Raw genomic sequence first — 20,464 nt, 5'->3', positions numbered from 1 at the left:
CCTCCCCACAAGGGGGAGGGGCTCCACCCGCCGCACCATCAGACGCTTGAGCCGAGATGGTCGCCACGGGTCTTCTCCCCCCTTGTGGGGGAGATGGCCGACAGGCCAGAGGGGGGTTTCCGAGCCACAGCGTTGCGAAGCGCTGTTCCGGCATCCACTGACTGGCGAACGACCGCGAAACGGAAAACTTTGACGATGGCTTCACTTGCAGCCCGCAATGGCGGCTCGCGCAGGCACCAGCGGCCGCTGAAAAAGCGACTTGCCGATGCATCCGCGCCCTATCTTTACAGTGCTCCGGCGCTGATTCTCATCGTGACCGTCATGCTGGTGCCGCTGGTGCTCGGCATTTCCTATGCCTTTCGCGATATCCAGCTGCTCAATCCCTTTTCCGGCGGCTTCATCGGTCTTGATCACTTCAGGGCGCTGTCGCAGGACCAGAATTTCTATCGGGCCCTGAAGAACACGCTCTGGTGGACCGGCTGGTCCGTCCTGCTGCAGTTCGTCTTCGGTCTCATCCTTGCCCTTTTGCTGGACAAGCCTTTCTACGGCCGGGCCATCGTGCAGGCGCTGGTCTTCCTGCCCTGGGCCGTGCCGAGCTTTCTGGCCGGTCTCAACTGGGCTTGGCTGTTCAACCCCGTCGTCGGCCCCATCCCGCACTGGCTGTTCGCGCTCGGGCTGATGAGCGAGCCCACCAACATTCTGTCCGATCCGCAGCTTGCCATGTGGGGACCGATCATCGCCAATGTCTGGTGGGGCATTCCCTTTTTCGCCATCACGCTTTTGGCCGCCCTTCAGGCAATCCCGCGCGATCTCTATGAGGCCGCCAGCATCGATGGTGCAGGACCTGTTCAGCGCTTCATCTCCATCACGCTGCCGTTCCTTGCCCCGACCATCGCCATCACCGTTCTCCTGCGCACCGTCTGGATCTCCAATTTCGCCGACCTGATCATCGTCATGACCAATGGCGGGCCTGCAGACCGCAGCCAGATCGTTGCCAGCTACATCTTCACCCAGGCCTTCAAACGGCTGGATTTCGGCTATGCCTCGGCCATCGCGCTCGTTCTGCTCGTACTCCTGATCACCTATTCCATGCTGATCGTCGTGCTGCGGCAGTGGCTCCTGAGCAAGGATTGAGATCATGACCGCAAAACGCATCGTCTCCATCCTCGCACATCGTCTGGCCATCCTCGCCTATGTCGTCTTCGCGCTGTTTCCGCTCTACTGGCTGCTCAAGGTTTCCGTGACGCCCAACAAGCTGCTCTATTCCGAGGGCATCAAGATGTGGCCGTCGCGCACCAGCTTCGAGCATTTCGAGTTCGTGCTGAAACACAGTGATTTTCCCGTATTTTTCAAGAATAGCCTGATCGTCTCCGGCTCGACCGCTGTCATCGTGACGGTACTTGCCTCGCTGGCAGGCTATGCCCTCTCGCGCTTCCGTTTCCGCGGCAAATACTGGATCGTGGCGCTGATGCTTCTGACCCAGATGTTTCCGCTGGTCATGCTGGTGGCGCCGATCTTCAAGATCCTCTCGCCCCTTGGCCTCACCAACAGCCTGACCGGCCTCATCATCGTCTACACCGCCTTCAACGTTCCCTTCGCCACCTTCCTGATGCAGTCCTTCTTCGACGGCATTCCGAAGGATCTCGAAGAGGCCGCGATGATCGACGGCGCCACACAGTTCGTTGCCTTCCGCCAGATCATCCTACCGCTGACGCTGCCCGGCATCGCCGCGACGCTCGGCTTCGTCTTCACGGCGGCCTGGAGCGAACTGCTGTTCTCGCTGATGCTGATCTCCGGCAATGACGCGGCGACCTTCCCGGTCGGGCTGCTTTCCTTCGTGTCGAAATTCTCGGTCGACTTCGGACAGATGATGGCGGCGGGTGTCATGGCGCTCATCCCGGCCTGCCTGTTCTTCCTGTTGATCCAACGTTATCTCGTGCAGGGCCTGACGGCCGGCGCCGTGAAAGGCTGATCCCATGGCATCCATCGATATCGCCAACATCCGCAAGTCCTACGGCATTCATCCGGTGCTGCACGGCATCGACCTTGAGATCAGGGACGGCGAATTCGTCGTGCTCGTCGGCCCCTCCGGCTGCGGCAAGTCGACATTGCTGCGGATGATCGCCGGTCTCGAAGGAGTCACTGACGGCGAGATCCGCATCGACGGAAAACGCGTCAACGACCTTGCGCCCAAGGACCGCGACATCGCCATGGTGTTCCAGTCCTATGCGCTCTATCCGCATATGAGCGTGGCGAAGAACATGAGCTACAGCCTGCGCTTGAGAAAGACGGCCAAGGAAAAGATCGCCACGGTGGTTGCCGGTGCCGCAAACAAGCTCGGTCTCGATCCGCTGATGGAACGGCGTCCGAAGGCGCTTTCCGGCGGTCAGCGCCAACGCGTCGCCATGGGCCGCGCCATCGTGCGCGAACCCAAGGCATTCCTGTTCGACGAGCCGCTGTCCAATCTCGACGCCCGCCTGCGCGAACAGATGCGCGCCGAAATCAAGAAGCTGCACCAGGACCTCGGCGCCACCTCGATCTACGTCACCCATGACCAGATCGAGGCGATGACGCTCGCCGACCGCATCGTTGCCATGCATGGCGGCATCATCCAGCAGGTCGGCAGCCCGCTCGAACTCTACGACAACCCCGCCAACCTCTTCGTCGCCGGCTTCATCGGTTCGCCGGGCATGAACTTCTTCGAGGGACGCTACATGGCGACCGGCGATACCGCCAGTTTCGCGCTCACCGGCGGCATCGTCCTGCCGCTCGACGGCACAGCCAATCTCGCAGACGGCAGCCGCGCCACGCTCGGGATCCGGCCGGAGCACGTGGTTCTCGGCGCCGAAGGGCCGGATGTGATGATGGCGGCCGTCGATCTCGTCGAACCCACCGGCTTCGGCATCATCGTCCACCTCAAGCTCGGACCCGTCGCCTTCAAGGCCTTCACCCTCGACCGCCGCTTCCTCGGCATGCAGGGGAATGTGGCTGTCAGATTGCCGATACCGAACCTGCATTTCTTCGATGAGGACGGCCGGAAGGTCTGACGGAATCGGCCGCTACTCTGCCTTTTCCAGCGGCATCAGCGTGAACAGTTCCTGGGCCCGCTTGACACCGCGCAGCGCATAGCGGCCGATGGAGACCACCTCCGAATTGCGCGGCGGCGGTGCGGCCGCGACGAACTGCGACGACATGATGACGCTGCGATCGACGAAGCGGCACATCGAGGCGATGCGGCTGACCTCGTTGACGGCCGGGCCGATGACGGTGAAGTCCAGCCGGTCGCTCGAGCCGATATTGCCATAGAAGACATCCCCGATATGCAAGCCGAGATAAACCTCGGTCACCGGACGGCTCTGCTGCTGGCGCTGTTCGTTCAGCCCTTTGAGTTTTTCCCGCAAACTCTGCTCGGCCAGAAGCGCCCGGGCGCAGGCATCTTCGCGCTCTTCCGCCTTGAAGATCGCCAGCGTGCCGTCGCCGATCAGCTTCAGCACATTGCCGCCGGCCTCATGGATGGAGGAGATGACCGCGTCGGCGTAGTCGTTGAGGAACGGAATGATCTCGTCCGGCGGCAGGTTGTCGGAGATGCGGGTATAGTTCTGCAGGTCCGAAAACCACAGCACCGCCGAAATCCGCTCCGCCTTGCCGCGCGATATGCGGCCTTCGAGCACCTGCTTGGCAGCGTCTTCACCCAGATAGACCTCGGCAATGGTGCGCGAGACGCGCGTCAGCGATCCCGCCTTGATCGCCAGCGCCAGCACCGGCACCAGCTGCCGAAGCGCCGCGATATCCTCATCGCGAAAGCCGTCCTCGTCCATGGTCGTCCAGTGCGAATAGAAACAATCCATATCGCCGATATGACTGTCCTGGGCAAAGCGATGGATCATTGCAATATAGTCTTTGTGGCCGGAGGCCTGTAGCGTATCCAAAGTGAAGAAATCGAGAGGATCGCCGAAACCGAGGCGGCGGCGAATTTCATTCCCGTTGTTTTCACGCATATGATGGAAGGACGAGCGCTCCCAGTTCTCCGCCGAAACGCCTTCATTCGTCGGCCCATACTCGAAGGCGGTTTTCACCGGCTCCTTGCTGTCCCACTGGAACGCACGCCCTTCATAGACCGGATGCAGCGTATCGATCAGCGCCAGGCCACGATCGAGCCGCATCCCGGCCGCCCGGGCCCGCTGACAGAAGCCGTTGACGATATCCATTTCGTCGATGCCCTTGAGGCCCTGCGTCGTCAACCAGGCAGAAATCTCGCTGATATCGTTTGCGTTCATGTCGATTTTCCTGATTCCTGCGCCATTCACACGTCTAGCGCATCACCCCTTGATCCGGAATCGATTTCAGGAATTGAACGTCGCGGCAACGCGCTGAGCGGCGGGAGCGTCCGGAGACGGACCGTAAAGTTGGCGGGGATGTGGGACAGCAACCGCCGAAAGGCAAGCCTCGAACAGCGATCTTTCTATTTATCTTCCTGCCGTGTGACAAATTCGCGGGAAAGCCAGTCGATGAAAACACGCACGCGCGGCGACAGCTGGCGGCTGCGGGGATAGAGCAGCGATACCGGCGTGCGGGTCGGTGGATGGTCCGGCAGGATGGCGACGAGCGTGCCGTTTTTCAGGTCGTCCTCCAGCGAATAGCGCGGCGCCTGCATGATGCCGAGCCCCAGCCGCGCGGCCGCGACCAGCGTATCGGCGCCACTGACCGAAATCACCGCCGGCAGGGAAATGTTGCGGATCGCCCCCGATACCGTGAATTCCAGCGGCAGCAGCCCGCCGGTTGCCGTCGACCAGAAACCGATCATCTGGTGGCCGGCCAGATCGTCGAGGCTTTGCGGCATGCCGAAGCGGGCGATGTATTCGGGCGAGACGCAGGTCACCTCGTCCAGCAGGGCCACACGCCGCGCGATCATGTCGCTGTCCTGCAGATCGCCGACGCGCAGCACGCAATCGATCCCCTCGCGGACCGGGTCCACCAGCCTGTCACCTTCGCTCATGTAAAGCTGGATATCCGGATATTCCGTCAGGAAAGCCGGCAGTCCGGGCAGAACGAAATGCCGCGCCAGCTTGCCGTGCACATCGACGCGCAGCAGCCCCTTCGGCTTGGCGCCGGCAAAGGCGCCTTCCGCATCCTCGATATCGGATAGAATGGTGAGACAGCGCCGGTAGTAAGCCTCGCCGTCGAGCGTCGGGCTGACATGCCGGGTCGTGCGCTGCAGCAGACGAACGCCGAGCCGGGCTTCCAGCTGCTTCACCGCGTCGGTCACTGTCGAGCGCGGAAGCCCGGTGTCCTCGGCGGCCAGCGTGAAGCTGCGCCGCTCCACCACGCGCGAAAACACCCGCATCGCCTCAAATCTGTCCATCGGGATTGTTCGCCAATTTCGAATAGTGATGCCGAAGAATGCCCGATTATCCGCCGAGTGAAAAGCGGCATCTTCCCCTCATCGAAACACGCCGCAGCGCAGATCCCCAAGGAGAACGACAATGTCCGGCAACAACAACAGGGTGGCCATCGTCACCGGCGCATCCCGCGGCATTGGTGCCGCCATCGCAGAACGCCTGGCCAGCGACGGCTTCACCGTCGTCATCAATTATTCCGGCGATGCTGCTCCGGCCGAGGCACTGGCCCGGACGATCGAGGACAAAGGCGGCCGGGCACTGACTGCCAAAGCCGATGTCAGCGACCCGGAAGCCGTCCGCCGCATGTTCGACGCAGCGGAATCTGCCTTCGGCGGCGTCGATGTGCTGGTCAACAATGCCGGCATCATGATGCTCTCGCCGCTGGCCGACAGTTCGGACGCCCTGTTCGACCGCCAGATCGCCATCAACCTCAAGGGCGCCTTCAACACGCTGCGGGAAGCGGCAAGGCGGCTGCGCGACGGTGGCCGCATCGTCAGTCTCTCGACCAGCGTCGTCGGCCTGAAGCTTGAACATTACGGTGTCTACGCCGCCACCAAGGCTGCCGTCGAAACGCTGACCGCCATCCTGTCGAAGGAACTGCGCGGCCGCACCATCACCGTCAACGCGGTCGCCCCGGGTCCGACGGCCACCGACCTCTTCCTCAACGGCAAGAGCGACGACCTGATTGCCCGCCTGTCGGCGATGAACCCGCTGGAACGTCTCGGCACCCCGGACGACATCGCCTCTGCCGTCGCCTTCCTCGCCGGCCCCGACGGCTCGTGGATCAACGGCCAGGTGCTGTGCGCCAACGGCGGTATGATCTGAACCCGGCGCCCACATCGGCGGAACACGAATTCCGCGCCGGGTCGTGTCTTTTCCGTGGTGACACATTGTCTGAATAATGTAAGCTAAGCCTGAACAAAGCATAGCCTGTCTGGCATGGCCGCGGCTCAAAACACTGGCCTTACTGACAGGTTCAGAATCTATCCAATTGAAATAACTGAAGATTCCTTACCGTCCGCAGCCTGGTTGAACTCCTGCCCCGACGACCCGCAAGCACCGACGTCCGGCAAGAGGCGACCATCGCGCACGCTCCACGAACTGACCCGCGCAACCGTGCGGATCGGGATGTTCATTCGCTTCAGAGGGCTCACAATGGTACGACACTGGCTGGTTCCGGCGATACTGCTTTTCTCCACGGTTCTGACGGCAAACCCTTCTTCCGCGCAGGAGCAACCAAAGCCTGTCGTCACCGTGGCCAAGCCGGTGGTCCGCGATGTCGTCGACAGCGACGAATTCATCGGCCGCTTCGAGGCCGTCGATGAAGTGACGCTCCGCTCACGCGTCGGCGGCTATCTCGACCAGGTGAATTTCAAGGACGGCTCCATCGTCAAAAAGGGCGACCCGCTCTTCGTCATCGACCAGCGCCCCTTCAAGACCGCGCTGGATGTGGCCACCTCGTCCCTGGAAGTCGCCAAATCCACGCTGACCTTTGCCGACGCGGAATTTACCCGCACGGAATCACTGGTGCAGAAGGGATCGCTTTCGGTCTCCACCCTGGACGATCGCCGGCGCGAACTGCTGTCGGCGCAAGCCAATGTCCGCGGCGCAGAGGCGAGCCTCGCCCGGGCTTCGCTCGACATGGAATACACCACCATCATCGCGCCGCTGAGCGGCCGCATCGACCGGCGCTTGATTTCGGTCGGCAACCTCGTGCAGGCCGACCAGACGGCGCTGACGACGATCGTCTCGCTCGATCCGATCGACTTCTACTTCGATGTCGACGAGCGCCGGCTGCTCAACTATGCCCGCCAGGCACGCGAGCACGGCAGCAATCTGCAGGAGGGCGGCGGATCGCTCGATGTCTTCGTGACCATCGCTGACAGCACCGCGAAGCCCTTCAAGGGCAAGCTCGATTTCGCCGAAAACCGTGTCGATCAGGAAACCGGCACCATGCGGGTGCGGGCCCGTTTCGACAATCCGGATTTCGTGCTGCAGCCGGGCCTTTTCGGCCGCGTCGAGGTGCGTGCCTCCAATCCCTACAGGGGCATTCTCGTGCCCGACGAAGCTGTCGGTTCTGATCAGGATCAGCGGGTCGTCTATGTCGTTGCCGACGACGGCAGCTTCACGACGAAGCCGGTGCGCATCGGCCCGAGGCTGTACGGCTACCGCGTCATCCGCGAAGGCCTGACCGGCGATGAAACCCTTGTCGTCAACGGCCTGACGCGCTTGCGGCCGGGCGTCATCGTCGATCCCAAGCTCGTTGTTCTGCCGCCCGAAGCGGCGACTGCGGAGAACGGCCAATGAGATTTGCCCATTTCTTCGTAGACAGGCCGATCTTCGCCTCGGTCCTGTCGATCGTCATGCTGATTGTCGGCGGCATCGCCTATTTCCAGCTTCCCGTCGCCCAGTATCCGGAAATCGCACCACCGACCATCGTCATCCGCACCGCCTATCCCGGCGCCGATGCCGAGACGATCGCCAATACCGTCTCGACCCCGCTCGAACAGGAAATCAACGGCGTCGAGGACATGCTCTACATGTCGTCCTATTCGACTGCCGACGGCTCGATGGCACTGACCGTCACCTTCAAGCTCGGCACCGATCTCGACAAGGCGCAGGTGCTGGTGCAGAACCGCGTCTCGATTGCCGAGCCGCGCCTGCCCGAAGAAGTCCGCCGCATCGGCATCACCACGGCGAAAAGTTCGCCGGATCTGATGATGGTCGTTCATCTGCTGTCGCCGACCGACCGTTACGACCAGCTTTACGTCTCCAATTATGCCCGCAGCCGCGCCCGCGATCAGCTGGTCCGCCTTGACGGCGTCGGCGACGTCATCCTGTTCGGCGAGCGCGAATATGCGCTGCGCATCTGGCTCGATCCGGAAAAGCTCGCCTCCTACGGCATGACATCCGGCGATGTCGTGCAGTCGCTGCGCGACCAGAACGTCCAGGTCTCCGGCGGCTCGATCGGCGGACCGCCGAACGCGGGCAACAATGCGTTTCAGTACACCGTCACCACGGAAGGCCGGTTCAGCGACGCCCGCCAGTTCCGCTACGTCATCGTCAAGGCGACGGCCAGCGGCCGCCTCGTCCAGCTGCAGGACGTGGCCCGCATCGAGCTCGGCGCCAAGGATTACGTCACCAACAGCTATCTGAACGGTAAGGCCGCCGTCGCCTTGGGCATATTCTCACGGCCGGGAACCAATGCGCTCGAAGCCGCCGAACAGATCAAGGCGACGATGGAAACCCTGAAGAAGGATTTCCCGCCGGGCCTCGAATATACGATCGTCTACAACCCGACGGAATTCATCGCGGAATCGATCAACGAGGTCTACAAGACCATCCTCGAAGCGGCCATTCTGGTTGCCATCGTGGTGCTGGTCTTCCTGCAGTCCTGGCGCACGGCGCTGATCCCCATCGTCGCCATTCCCGTATCGCTGATCGGAACCTTCGCACTTCTGTTGGCCTTCGGCTTCTCGCTCAACATGCTGACCCTGTTCGGATTGGTGCTGGCGATCGGCATCGTGGTGGATGACGCGATCGTCGTGGTCGAGAATGTCGAGCGAAACCTGGCCAAGGGGATGACGCCCAAGCAGGCGGCGCATGTAACCATGGACGAGGTCGGCACCGCCGTCATCGCCATCTCGCTGGTGTTGATCGCTGTCTTCGTGCCGACGGCCTTCATCCCCGGCATATCCGGGCAGTTCTACCTGCAGTTCGCCGTCACCATCTCCGTGGCAACGGCGATCTCGGCGCTGAATTCGCTGACCCTGTCGCCGGCGCTCGCAGCCCTGATCCTGCGCCCGCATCAGGAACATCACGAAACCCGCAATCCGTTCACGCGTATCGGCAGGGGCCTTGCCAACGGCTTCAACAACGGCTTCGATCGAATGACCCACGGCTATTCCTGGGCGGTGCGCCATCTCGTCTCGACGCGGGTTGCGCTCGGCGCCAGCCTGATCGTCTTTTTCGGATTGCTGGCGGGGACCTGGTACATGGCGCAGATCGTGCCGCGCGGTTTCGTGCCGACGATGGACCAGGGCTATGCGATCGTCGTCGTGCAACTGCCCGAAGGCGCCTCGCTTGCCCGCACCGACGCCGTCATCCAGCGCGCGTCCGACATGATCCTCAAGGTGCCGGGGGTCAAGAATGCCGTCGCCTTTTCCGGCTTCAACGGGGCGACCTTCACAAATGCCTCGAATTCCGGCGTGGTCTTTGCCGCCTTCGACACGTTCGAGGAGCGGCTGAAGCATGGGCAGAGCGCCAACCAGATCATCGGTCAGCTCTACGGCACGATGCAGAGCATCCAGGAAGCCTTCATCATCGCCGTGCCGCCGCCATCGATCCGCGGCATCGGCAATTCCGGCGGCTTCAAGATGCAGATCGTCGATCGCGAAAGCTCCGACATGCGCCGCGCGCTCGGCCTTGCCTATCAGATGATGGGCGCCGCCAACCAGACGGAAGGCCTGACCGGCGTCTTCACCACCTTCTCCGCCTCCAGCCCGCAATATTTCCTGGCGATCGACCGCGACAAGGCCCGCGCGCTGAGCGTGCCGATTCCCAATATCTTCGAAACCCTGTCGATCAATCTCGGCACGTCCTATGTCAACGACTTCAATGCCTTCGGCCGCGTCTATCAGGTGCGGGCGCAGGCCGACCAACAGTACCGGCTGGATCGGGAGGATATCCTCGACCTGAAGGTGCGCTCCGCCACCGGCGCGCTGGTGCCGCTCGGCACGCTGGTCGATATCCGCGACACTACCGGCCCTTCGCTCGTCCAGCGCTACAACATGTATGTCTCGGTTCCGGTCCAGGGCAACCCCGCCCCCGGCGTTTCGACCGGCACCGCGCTCGACAAGATGGAAGAACTGGCGGCAAAGATCCTGCCACCGGGGACTTCATTCGAATGGACCGACCTCGCCTTCCAGGAGCGCAACACCGGCAACACGGCGATCTTCATCTTCGCGCTGTCGGTGATTTTCGTCTTCCTGGCGCTGTCGGCCCAGTATGAAAGCTGGATCCTGCCCCTGGCGATCATTCTCGTCGTGCCGATGGCCGTGCTGGCCGCGCTGATCGGCGTGCATCTGAGGGGGCAAGACAACAATATCCTGACCCAGATCGGACTGATCGTCCTCATCGGCCTTGCGGCCAAGAACGCCATCCTGATCGTCGAGTTCGCGCGCCAGGCGCAGGATGACGGAATGAACCCCGTCAATGCCGCAATCGAGGCAAGCCGCCTGCGCCTGCGACCGATCCTGATGACCGCCTTCGCCTTCATCCTCGGCGTCGTGCCGCTGATGATCGCCACCGGCCCGGGTGCTGAAATGCGCCAGTCGCTCGGCACCGCCGTCTTCTCCGGCATGCTCGGCGTCACCATCCTCGGCCTGTTCCTGACACCGGTCTTCTACGTCGCCCTCCGCTCCTTCGGCTACAAGCCGAAGGAGAAGCCCATCGCCCCGGAAGCCGGCATGATCTGACCCGGCAAAAGGCCGGGCAGCCCCTGCCCGGCAACGACGATCGGGCAGGGATCACGCACCACCGCGCATCAGCGCCATGATGGCCTCGGTGCGCTCATTCCTTTTCCGGCATGGCCGCGCTGCTTGTGGAAGCAGCGGGCAAGGTGCGTTACCAGCCGTCAGCTTTTCAGAGCCCGTGCCATCCGCGTCGAATCTCCCCAGGTCGACAGCCAGATCAGGCTGTCCGTCGCCATCGAAATGACAGTCCCCAGCAGGCGGGAAGCAAGACTTCGCGAGACCAGCAGCTCCTCCGCATGCTGCAGATGCGCGATCTCCTCATCGCGAATGGAGAGAATAATATCACTCAATTCGGGATCGCGCCCTTTCAGAAAATGCAATTGGTCATCGAGATGGCGATGCACTGTAGCTTCGACGGCGGCCGTACACGCCCATATGCCCTGCCGGCCGAGAAGCGCTGTGAGAAACCCGAGCATCCAGCCGCCGTAACTCCAGAACTGCATGATACGGCATGGCCGCGATCGCCGGACCGGCATAGCATCGCGAAAAAGCGTGCAATGACGCTGTTCATCTTCCAGCATGTCCGACAATGTCGGCACACAATCCGGCCAGAACCAGCCGGAGACGAGAATTTGCGCAGAATAGATCCGGATCGCTCCGAATTCGCCGGCATGGTTCACCCGGACGATGCGAGCGATCGTCAGCGCATCGCGCATGCAGATGGGCTTCTCGGTATTCGTATCAGCCTGCGGCATCGGCGCTCCTGCGTTCGGTCGGGCGAACCGATATCGCCCTGAAAACGTCAGGCGTGCTTAACAGCTGTGTCTTACCAATTCCGCCAATGGCTTAAAATCAGCGCTCCGGCAGCACCTTTTCGACCAGCAACCTCACCTGCCCCGCCGCCGCCGGCGTCTCGTCGAAAAGGATACGGAACATGATCGGCGCGACGACGTGGTCGATCACCGTCTCCACATCCGGAAAGGCCTCGCCGCGATCATCTGCACGGGCGGCAATGGCCTGTAGCTGTTCGCGGGTATAGCCACAGCATTTTCCGGCGTTGCGCGTCTCCGTGCCGGTGCTCGACAGCACGTCGCGGATCATTGCCCGGCCCGGACCCGAGGCCATTTCGTCAGCATATTGTTCCGCCCAGAGCTCAAGGTCCGTGCGTGCCGAGCCGGTATCCTTCGGCGGCGCGTCCGGGCGCAGGTGCTCGACCGCCACGTCGGCCAGCAGTTCCTGCAGGTCGCCCCAGCGGCGGTAGATCGTCGAGGGCGTGACGCCCGCCTCCGCCGCGATCAGCGGAATGGTCACGTCGCCGCGGTCCATCGTCGACAGGAGATCGCGCACCGCCTTGTGCACCGAAGCTTGCACGCGCGCGCTGCGTCCGCCCGGCCGTATGTTTTCGCGTATGTTCATCGGCGCTGTCTTCACTTTCCGCCCGTTACCCAACATTACTAAAGCAAATAATTTGCCTTTAGATCGGCATCGCGCTACAAGGGCTAACGCAATATTTTAGCTTTTAGGACCATAACGCCATGTCGAGCAAAAGTGAACATCTTTCGGGAGACCTCTCTCCCGTCAAACGGCGCTGGGCTCTGACCTTTCATGCGGTAACCCTGATCACCTTCCTTGCCGCCTCTGCGGCGCCGACGCCGCTCTATCATCTCTATCAGGAGAGCTGGCACTTCTCTCCCATCCTGCTGACGTTCATCTTCAGCGTCTATGCCTTCAGCCTGCTCACCACGCTTCTGATCGTCGGCTCGTTGTCCGATCATATCGGCAGGCGCCCGGTTATCTTCGTTTCGATCCTGCTGCAGGCGGCTGCCATGGTTCTCTTCATGCTGGCCGACAGCCCTTCATGGCTCGTTGCCGCGCGGGTCGTGCAGGGTATCGCCACGGGTGCCGCCAGCGGCGCCATTGGTGCTGCGCTGGTCGATGCCAACAGGACGACGGGGCCGATCGTCAACAGCATTTCGCCGCTGCTCGGCATGGCCGTCGGTGCGCTTGGCGCCGGCGCGCTCGTCCAGTTTGCACCCGATCCGATGCGCCTCGTCTATCTCGTCGTTTTCGCTGCCCTGCTCCTGCAGGCCGTCTTCGTCTGGACCGTTCCGGAAACAGCCGAATCCAAGCCGGGAGCCCTCGCCTCCCTGCGCCCGCATGTCGGCATTCCGCCGCAGGTCCGCTCCCCGCTGATGACGATCACGCCGATCAACATCTCGATCTGGTCGCTCGGCGGCTTTTACCTCTCGCTGATGCCGTCGCTCGTGGGTGCCGCAACCGGCAACCATTCGCCGATGGCCGGGGGATTGACCGTCGCGGCCCTCACCGTCAGCGGCGCGCTCGCGGTCTTTGTCAGGCGGCAGAAGCCGGCCCGCGCCAACCTGACACTTGGTGTCTTTGCCATGATGGCCGGTCTGCTGATCGTCGTTGCCGGCGTCCATTCGGGGCTTGTCGCGCTGCTGTTTTCCGGCACGATCATTGCCGGTTTCGGCTTCGGCTCCTGCTTCCTTGGTGCCGTCAGCACGATCATGCCGCTTGCCAGGCCGGAAGAACGCGCCGGCCTGCTGTCGGCCTATTACGTCCAGAGCTATCTCGCCTTCAGCATTCCCGCCATCCTGGCCGGGTTCCTGTCGCGCGCGGTCGGGCTCACCACGACCGCGGATATCTATGTCTGCGTGATCATTCTGCTGACGGCCGCCGGCTATGCCGCCATGTCGCTGGCCCGGCCGCAACCGGCCGAGTGACCGCTAACCCGGCGAGCGTTTCCCGCCCGCCGCCTGCGCGCGAAGCGCATCGCCGAAGACCAGCATTGTTGGCAGATGCCGCTGCGCGGCCGCCTCCAGCGCCGGTTTCAAGGCGTCATAGCTTTCCAGCCGCTCCGCGTGCCAGCCATAGGCCCAGCCGATCGCGATGAAATCCGGCGTGTGCAGATCGACGCCAAGCGGCGGGATGTTCTTCGAGACCATATAGGACTTGATCTCGCCATAGCCGCCATTGTCATGCAGCATCAGGATGACAGGCGCCTTCGCCTCCATCGCCGAGGCAAGCTCCGCCAGCGAAAATTGTACGCCCCCGTCTCCGGCCAAAATCACCACCGGGCGCTCGGGTCTTCCGATCTTGGCACCGATGCCCGCCGGCAGCCCGTAGCCGAGCGTGCCGTAACCGGTTGCCGAGTTGAAATAGGATCCCGGATATGCCGCCTCATAGGCCGTGTTGCCGGCATAGACGAGCTGCGTCGAATCCCCGGCGATCAGCACGTTTGGCAGGGTATCGCGGATCGTTTCGAGAAGGATGAGATCGTCGAGCATGGCGAGCGGAACATCACGATGAACGAGCGTTTCCACCTGCGCCGCCCGCACCGCCCCATCCCGCACACGCACCGACACCAGATCGAGCAAAGCGGCCGCGCATTTCGCCGCGTCTCCGACAATGCCGATCTCGGGCGCGCTCCTCCGCATCAGCTGCGCCGGATCGATATCGACGCGGAGGAAGGTCCCGGGAATGGAAAAGAACCCATTTTCATAAAAATCGTAGTCGGTCGGCCCGAGTTCCGTGCCGATCCCCAGCACCACGTCGGCCGCCTCGATCAGCGACCGGGTGGCCGGCATGCTGGCCGAAAGATTGACCGCCAGCGTGTGCCCCGGCGGCAGGATACCGCGCCCGTTGGTGGTCATCACCACCGGCGCATCGAGCTTTTCCGCCAGAGCCCGGATCTGCGCGGCAGCGCCGATAGCGCCGCCACCCGCCAGAATGACCGGCGTCTTTGCCCCATCCAGCAATGCGGCCGCCGCCTTCAGCGCGTCGGCATCTCCGACCGGACGTGTCAGCCGGACAGGCTTTTCCGGAACCGGCAGATGATCCGCCGATGCCAGCATCACGTTGATTGGCAGTTCGATATGCACCGGCCTTGGCCGGGCGCTGTCGAAGACGGCAAAGGCCCGCGCCAGCGCCGACGCCAGATCCTCCGGCCGGTTGACCGTGCAGCTGAAGGCGGAAACACCGCTCACCAGCGCCTGCTGGTTCGGCAGTTCATGCAGCCAGCCCTCGCCCGAGCCCATCCGCCCATGGGCATTGACGGTCGAGATCACCAGCATCGGAATGCTGTCGCCATAGGCCTGCCCCATCGCCGTCATGATATTGGTCATGCCCGGACCGGTGATGATGAAGCAGATACCCGGCTTGCCGGTGGCCCGCGCATAACCATCGGCCATGAAGCCTGCGCCCTGCTCGTGGCGCGGCGTCACATGACGGATTGGACTGCCGGCCAGCCCGCGATAAAGCTCGACCGTGTGGACGCCCGGAATGCCGAAGACGGTATCGACACCATAGGAGGCGAGCAGTTTGGTCAGATACATGCCGGTGCTGATCATCGGGCGTTCCTCGCTTCTTTTCTTGTTGTACGATCGTATAATTCTCGCGCGTGCACGTTCCGCAGCGCTTCGTCTCAGGTCTTTCGGGAAAGCTTGAAGGTAATGGCGGTCTTCACGAGGATCACCCCAATGACGATGCCGATCAGGATCACCGAGATTGCCGCGATGGCCGGATCGATATTGTCGCGCAGCCCCATCCACATCATCCGCGGCAGGGTCACCGCATCGACGCTGGTGATGAACAGCGTCACGCCGATTTCCTCCCAGGACAGCACAAAGGAGAGGAAGAAGGCGGTGAACACGCCGAACTTGATGTTCGGCAGGATGACCTTGAAGATCCGCTGGCTGACGGAAGCGCCGAAACCGCGCGCGGCGAGATCGATCCGCCGGTCCACCTGTGCCAAAGCCACGGTGACCATCACCACCGCGAATGGCGCGATCATCACCGCATGGGCGATGGCGACACCGATCCAGGTGTCATAGGCGACGATACTGTTGAGCTTGGAGAGCGACGTCAGGAAGAAATAGAGCGTGATCGCCGACACGACGGGCGGTGCCACCATCGGCAAGAGCACGAAGCCGAACAGCAGACTGCCGAACCACGGGCGGAACATCCAGATGCCGAGGCTGAAGGCCAGCGCCAGCAGTGTCGCGATCAAGGAACTCAGGATACCGATGCGCAGGCTGAGCCAGATACTCTGCAACCAGGCGGGGTTATCAAGCAGCGCCTGATAATGCCGCAGCGACCAGACATCCGTCGGCATCGACAGGAACCGCGCCGGCGTGAACGACACCGGCACGACGGCGATCAGCGGCAAGAACAGGAACAGTGCCACTGCGAAGGCGAGGAAAACAGCGATGGGCGTGGGCTTCATCGACATCGGCTCAACCCAGCATCCTGTTCGGCCGCACCAGACGCAGCATCAGGATCAGAAGCAGGCCGACGAACAGCATGAGGAGGACGCTGATGGCAGCGCCCAGCCCCCAGTCCGGGCTCTGGAAGATGCGCAAGTAAATCAGCTCCGCGATCATCACACTGCGGCCGCCGCCGAGAATGGCCGGCGTGATGAAGAAGCCGAGCGCAAAGACGAACACCGTCAACCCGGCGCCGAGAATGCCCGGCAGCGTCATCGGCACGAAGATCGACCAGAAGATCCGCAGCCGCGACGCGCCCATGCCGCGAGCCGCCAGAAACACCCGCTCGTCCAGGCTGCGCATGGCCGACGCGATGGGAAACACCGCGAAGGGAATGAGAAAATGCGTCATGCCAAGCACGACGCCAAACTCGTTGCGCACCATCGTCAGCGGCTCGGAAATGATGCCGGCCGATTGCAGCCACGTGTTGATCAGCCCGCGATTGGACAGCAGCGCCACCCAGCCGAAGGCGCGGGTGAGCACCGAAATCCAGAAGGGAATGAGAATGCAGAGCTCCGTCACCAGCCTCTGCGCCGGCGTGCCGCGCACCCAGACATAGGCGATCGCATAGGCGGCCGCCACCGCGCAGATGGTGACGATCAGACAGATGCGGAAGGTCCGGATGAACACCGACTGGATCAGCGGATCGCTGACCGCCTTGCCATATTGCGAAAACCCCGGCTGCGGCAGGGTCACGCTCCATTGCATGACGCCGAGAAAGGGAACGAGATAGGCAAGCCCCAGAAACAGCACCAGCGGCCCGAGCAGGAGCGCCGGTTTCAGTTTGTCGAATGTCATGGCGGCTCTCCTTTCTGTGAAACTGCCCGTGTCTTGAGGCGGGGTGAGTGCGGCAAACTCGATCCTCCCCTCCCCCTTGTGGGGAGGGTGGCCCGAAGGGTCGGGAGGGGTTCTTGCCTGGAACGAAGTCCCCTCCCCAACCCTCCCCACAAGGGGGAGGGAGCCGCTCGAGTTACGCCGAAATGATCTTCGTATACTCGTCCAGCGCCGGGCCATAATTGGTCTCGTACCAGGCCATATCGAGCGCGATCTGCTTGCTCATATTGGCCGGATCGACGGGGCTCAGACGCGCCTGTTCCGGCGACAGCAGCGCATCGGCAGCCGGGTTTGCCGGGCCCTGGCCCAGCATCTCGAACATGATGACCTGCTTCTTCGGATCCTGCGCCGAGGCGATGAACTTCATCGCCGCGTCCTTGCCGCCGGGATTGCCCTTGATCACGCCCATGGCGCCGGGCGAAATCAGGCCCTGCTCCCAGACGAACTTGATCGAGCCGCCGGAATCCTTCTCGATCAGCCCGGCGCGGGTCGACCAGATCAGCGCCATCGAAGCCTCGCCGTTCAGAAGAACCGACTGGCTTTCGGCGCCGCCACCCCAGTAGGACACGACATTGTCCTTGAAGGCGGCAAGCTTCTTGTGCGCGCGCTCGAGGTCGAGCGGATAGAGTTTGGCCGGCTCGACGCCATCGGCAAGAAGCGCCGCCTCCCACATGCCCGCGCCCCATTTGTAGAGCGAACGCTTGCCGGGAAACTTCTCCACGTCGAAGAAGTCAGCCATGCCTGTCGGCACCTTGTCGCCGAATTTCGAGGCATCATAGGCAATGATATAGGAGAAGAAATAGGTCGAGGCGGCAAATTCCCAGCCGAAGCCCTCGCGCATTTTCGTCTTGTCGACCACCGTATAGTCGATCGGCTCCATCATGCCCTTCTTGCCGAGCGCCTGTGCCGAGAAGGCATCGATATCGACGATATCCCAGGCGGGCTTGCCGCTTTCGAACTGCGCGGCAACCGCCCCTTCCGTCGGGCCGGAGCCATCCTGCTTGACGGTGATGCCGGCCTCTTCCTTGAAGGGCGCACCATAGGCCTTGTCATAGGCGGGGCCCGCGTCGCCGCCCCAGTTGACGAAGACGAGATCGCCTTGCGCCGCCCAGCCGCGCGTCGCGGCCAGCGCGATCGGGCTTGCCGACAGAAGCAGCGCTGCCAGCTGGGTGAATGTGCGGCGGGAGATCCCGCCCGTTGCCAATGTTTCGCTCATGCCGTTCTCCTCTGGTTTTTGCGGCGTGCCTTTATCGGCATCGCTCGTTCATGCACGTCACGTTTCAGGCACTTACAGAAAGAAACCCTGATTGGCCGGCCAGCCGGCCCAGACTTGCCGTCCCGGCTGGAAGGCGCTGGTCACCTCGCGTGTCGGCATCTGCAGGACGAGATCGATGCCGCCGGATGTCTTCAGGCCAAAGCGCGTTTCGGCGCCGAGATAGGTGATCTCGCCGATCTCGGCCTTCAGCATGTTGCCTTCGGCCGGCGCCTGCTCGAACATCACCATATGCTCCGGCCGGATGGCGAAATGTTCGCTGACGGCTTGTCCCGGCGCCGAGATGCGCATCGGATGCCCTTCGAAAAGCCCCTCGGCCCCATCCGCCGTTGTCCTGACCGATGACAGCGACAGGAAATTCACGTCGCCGAGAAACTCCGCCACGAAACGGTTGGCCGGCCGCTCGTAGACATCCTTCGGCGTGCCGATCTGCTGCAGCTGTCCGTGGTTGAAAATGCCGATGCGGGTCGACAGCGCCAACGCCTCGGACTGATCGTGGGTGACGAAGACAAAGGTCGTGCCGGTCTCCTGATGCAGCCGCCGCACCTCTTCCTGCATCGAGGAGCGCAGGTTCTTGTCGAGCGCCGAAAACGGCTCGTCAAGCAAGAGGACCGAGGGTTCGAACACCAGCGCGCGGGCCAGCGCCACACGCTGCTGCTGGCCGCCGGACAGACCGGCCGGCCGCTTCTTCTCATGCCCACGCAGGCCCACCCGATCGATGATCGTATCGACGCTGCGCTTGATGTCGGCGTCGGCGCGGCGCTGGACCTGCAGCGGAAAGGCGATGTTCTGCTCGACCGTCATATGCGGAAACAGCGCATAACCTTGAAAAACCATGCCGAAGGCCCGCTTCTCGGCTGGGACCGTTGTGATATCGGCGCCATTCTTGCGCAGTAGCCCGGAGGTCGGCGTCTCGAAGCCGGCCAGGATCATCAGGAAGGTGCTCTTGCCGGAACCGGAGGGGCCCAGAAGCGTCAGGAATTCACCGGAGCCGATGGTCAGCGAGATATCGCGCAACGCGTGGAAATCGCCATAGGCCTTGCCTATGCCGCTTGCTGTGATCTCGGCCGCCTCATTCCCGCTCTGCATGGACGCTCCTTTTCAACACGGAAATCGTATGAGCCTTTCCGCGGCAGAACAAACGAAATCTTTTCCCCGCTTGGACAAATATAATTTGCCGAATGCCGCCCATCGAACGGGCGAAGCCCCTAGGCATCTGCGTCATTTTTAAGCATCTCCGAGCGCAGCCAGGAGCTAAAGGCCACAACGGCCTGATTGTCGGCCTTGGCCTCCGATGTCACCAGATAATAGGAGCGGCTGGAATTGATGCTGATATCGAACGGCTGCACCAGCTGGCCGCTTTTCATCGCATGGCGGCAGGTGAAACGGTCGCCCACCGCGACACCCTGGCCGGACAGCGTCGCGGCAAAAACCAGGTTCATGTCGGAGAAGATGATGCCGGTTGAGGCGTAGCTCTGGTCGACCCCGGCCAGCGCCAGCCAGGTCTCCCAGTCCTCGTAATCGGTGAGGTGCAGCAGGCACATCTTCTTGATATCATTGGGGTCGTTCAGCCCGCCGATCTTGTTGAGCAGGATCGGGCTACAGAGCGGCGCAAATTCCACCTCGACGATCAGCTCCACCTGCATCGACGGCCAGTTTCCCGTGCCGAAGGCGATGAACACGTCGACGTCGGGATTGCTGATATCGTCCAGCCGGCGCGGCGTGACGATCGATATCCGCACATCCGGATAGGCATCGCGGAAATGCGAGATGTAGCTGCACAGCCAGTTGGAGGCAAAGCCCGGCGGACAGCTGACCGTGATCGAACCGCTGACGCCGCGGCTGGCGTGGCGCGCGGCGGACCCGGCAATGGAGTTGAGCGCATGGCGGATGTCGGCGGCATAGCCCAGCCCCTGCTCGGTCAACTCGATGCGCGTGCCGACGCGATTGAGAATCTGGAAGCCGAGCTCCCGCTCCAGCAGCCGCAGCTGATGGCTGATGGCGCTGCGTGTCAGGTTCAGCTCGTCGGCCGCCTTCCAGACCGTGCCGTGACGGGCAAAGCTTTCCAGCGCGCGCAACGCCTGGGTGGATGGAATTCTCTGCATCGGCCCTCTCCTGAACGTCCCTCAAGGCTAGACCGGATTTTGAGCATTGGCGAACTTAATTTGTCGAAGGCGAGAAAACATTTCACTTTTTCGC

17 protein-coding genes are annotated in these 20,464 nt (G+C 62.5%); 7 read left to right on the top strand and 10 right to left on the bottom strand.

Annotated features, from left to right (window positions below):
* The first annotated feature begins 195 nt into the window (after nt 1–195).
* From ADU59_RS13930 to ADU59_RS13920, 3 genes are read left to right on the top strand one after another with little or no spacing between them, the layout of a single operon-like run.
* Nucleotides 196–1,134, top strand: coding sequence for a carbohydrate ABC transporter permease (locus ADU59_RS13930; protein ID WP_068954725.1), 939 nt, complete (start codon nt 196–198; stop codon nt 1,132–1,134).
* Between the two features lie 4 nt (nt 1,135–1,138).
* Nucleotides 1,139–1,972, top strand: coding sequence for a carbohydrate ABC transporter permease (locus tag ADU59_RS13925; RefSeq protein ID WP_068954724.1), 834 nt, complete (start codon nt 1,139–1,141; stop codon nt 1,970–1,972).
* Nucleotides 1,973–1,976: 4 nt separating this feature from the next.
* Nucleotides 1,977–3,047 carry an ABC transporter ATP-binding protein gene (locus ADU59_RS13920; RefSeq protein ID WP_068954723.1) on the top strand — a complete coding sequence of 357 codons (1,071 nt, stop codon included), beginning with the start codon at nt 1,977–1,979 and terminating at the stop codon, nt 3,045–3,047.
* A 12-nt stretch (nt 3,048–3,059) separates the two neighbouring features.
* Here ADU59_RS13920 and ADU59_RS13915 read toward each other — a convergent pair whose 3' ends face one another.
* Nucleotides 3,060–4,277: an adenylate/guanylate cyclase domain-containing protein gene (locus ADU59_RS13915; RefSeq protein ID WP_068954722.1), complete on the bottom strand. Its 1,218-nt coding sequence runs from the start codon at nt 4,275–4,277 to the stop codon at nt 3,060–3,062.
* A gap of 185 nt (nt 4,278–4,462) precedes the next feature.
* Nucleotides 4,463–5,362: a LysR family transcriptional regulator gene (locus ADU59_RS13910; RefSeq protein WP_068954721.1), complete on the bottom strand. Its 900-nt coding sequence runs from the start codon at nt 5,360–5,362 to the stop codon at nt 4,463–4,465.
* Between the two features lie 121 nt (nt 5,363–5,483).
* Here ADU59_RS13910 and ADU59_RS13905 point away from each other — a divergent pair, with 121 nt between their 5' ends.
* The 3 genes from ADU59_RS13905 (at nt 5,484) to ADU59_RS13895 (ending at nt 10,876) form a co-directional block, all read left to right on the top strand.
* Nucleotides 5,484–6,224, top strand: coding sequence for an SDR family oxidoreductase (locus ADU59_RS13905; protein ID WP_068954720.1), 741 nt, complete (start codon nt 5,484–5,486; stop codon nt 6,222–6,224).
* Between the two features lie 330 nt (nt 6,225–6,554).
* Nucleotides 6,555–7,706: an efflux RND transporter periplasmic adaptor subunit gene (locus tag ADU59_RS13900; RefSeq protein ID WP_068954719.1), complete on the top strand. Its 1,152-nt coding sequence runs from the start codon at nt 6,555–6,557 to the stop codon at nt 7,704–7,706.
* Nucleotides 7,703–10,876, top strand: coding sequence for an efflux RND transporter permease subunit (locus ADU59_RS13895; protein ID WP_068954718.1), 3,174 nt, complete (start codon nt 7,703–7,705; stop codon nt 10,874–10,876). The genes ADU59_RS13900 and ADU59_RS13895 overlap by 4 nt, the downstream gene beginning before the upstream one ends.
* Before the next feature lie 158 nt (nt 10,877–11,034).
* Here the strand turns inward: ADU59_RS13895 and ADU59_RS13890 are convergent, their stop codons facing one another.
* Nucleotides 11,035–11,628 carry a demethoxyubiquinone hydroxylase family protein gene (locus tag ADU59_RS13890; RefSeq protein ID WP_244506426.1) on the bottom strand — a complete coding sequence of 198 codons (594 nt, stop codon included), beginning with the start codon at nt 11,626–11,628 and terminating at the stop codon, nt 11,035–11,037.
* 97 nt (nt 11,629–11,725) lie between these two features.
* Nucleotides 11,726–12,289 carry a TetR/AcrR family transcriptional regulator gene (locus ADU59_RS13885; protein ID WP_068954717.1) on the bottom strand — a complete coding sequence of 188 codons (564 nt, stop codon included), beginning with the start codon at nt 12,287–12,289 and terminating at the stop codon, nt 11,726–11,728.
* Between the two features lie 119 nt (nt 12,290–12,408).
* Between ADU59_RS13885 and ADU59_RS13880 the strand changes: the two genes are divergently transcribed.
* Nucleotides 12,409–13,617, top strand: a complete 1,209-nt coding sequence (locus tag ADU59_RS13880; protein WP_068954716.1) for an MFS transporter — start codon at nt 12,409–12,411, stop codon at nt 13,615–13,617.
* 3 nt (nt 13,618–13,620) lie between these two features.
* Here the strand turns inward: ADU59_RS13880 and ADU59_RS13875 are convergent, their stop codons facing one another.
* From ADU59_RS13875 to ADU59_RS13850, 6 genes are all read right to left on the bottom strand, one after another.
* Nucleotides 13,621–15,243, bottom strand: coding sequence for a 5-guanidino-2-oxopentanoate decarboxylase (locus ADU59_RS13875; protein ID WP_068954715.1), 1,623 nt, complete (start codon nt 15,241–15,243; stop codon nt 13,621–13,623).
* A gap of 74 nt (nt 15,244–15,317) precedes the next feature.
* A complete protein-coding gene (locus ADU59_RS13870) occupies nt 15,318–16,124 on the bottom strand; it encodes an ABC transporter permease (RefSeq protein ID WP_068954714.1) in 807 nt (268 codons plus the stop codon).
* 4 nt (nt 16,125–16,128) lie between these two features.
* Nucleotides 16,129–16,956 carry an ABC transporter permease gene (locus ADU59_RS13865; protein WP_068954713.1) on the bottom strand — a complete coding sequence of 276 codons (828 nt, stop codon included), beginning with the start codon at nt 16,954–16,956 and terminating at the stop codon, nt 16,129–16,131.
* A gap of 172 nt (nt 16,957–17,128) precedes the next feature.
* Nucleotides 17,129–18,208, bottom strand: a complete 1,080-nt coding sequence (locus tag ADU59_RS13860) for an ABC transporter substrate-binding protein (RefSeq protein WP_068954712.1) — start codon at nt 18,206–18,208, stop codon at nt 17,129–17,131.
* A 72-nt stretch (nt 18,209–18,280) separates the two neighbouring features.
* Nucleotides 18,281–19,354 (bottom strand): ABC transporter ATP-binding protein, encoded by a 1,074-nt coding sequence (locus ADU59_RS13855; RefSeq protein WP_068954711.1) that lies wholly within the window; start codon nt 19,352–19,354, stop codon nt 18,281–18,283.
* 119 nt (nt 19,355–19,473) lie between these two features.
* A complete protein-coding gene (locus tag ADU59_RS13850) occupies nt 19,474–20,370 on the bottom strand; it encodes a LysR substrate-binding domain-containing protein (protein WP_068954710.1) in 897 nt (298 codons plus the stop codon).
* Between the last annotated feature and the right edge of the window lie 94 nt (nt 20,371–20,464).

The organism is Pararhizobium polonicum, assembly GCF_001687365.1.
Lineage (GTDB): Bacteria > Pseudomonadota > Alphaproteobacteria > Rhizobiales > Rhizobiaceae > Pararhizobium > Pararhizobium polonicum.
Note: the sequence above shows the minus strand (reverse complement) of the source record. Positions and strands in the feature narration are given on the sequence as shown.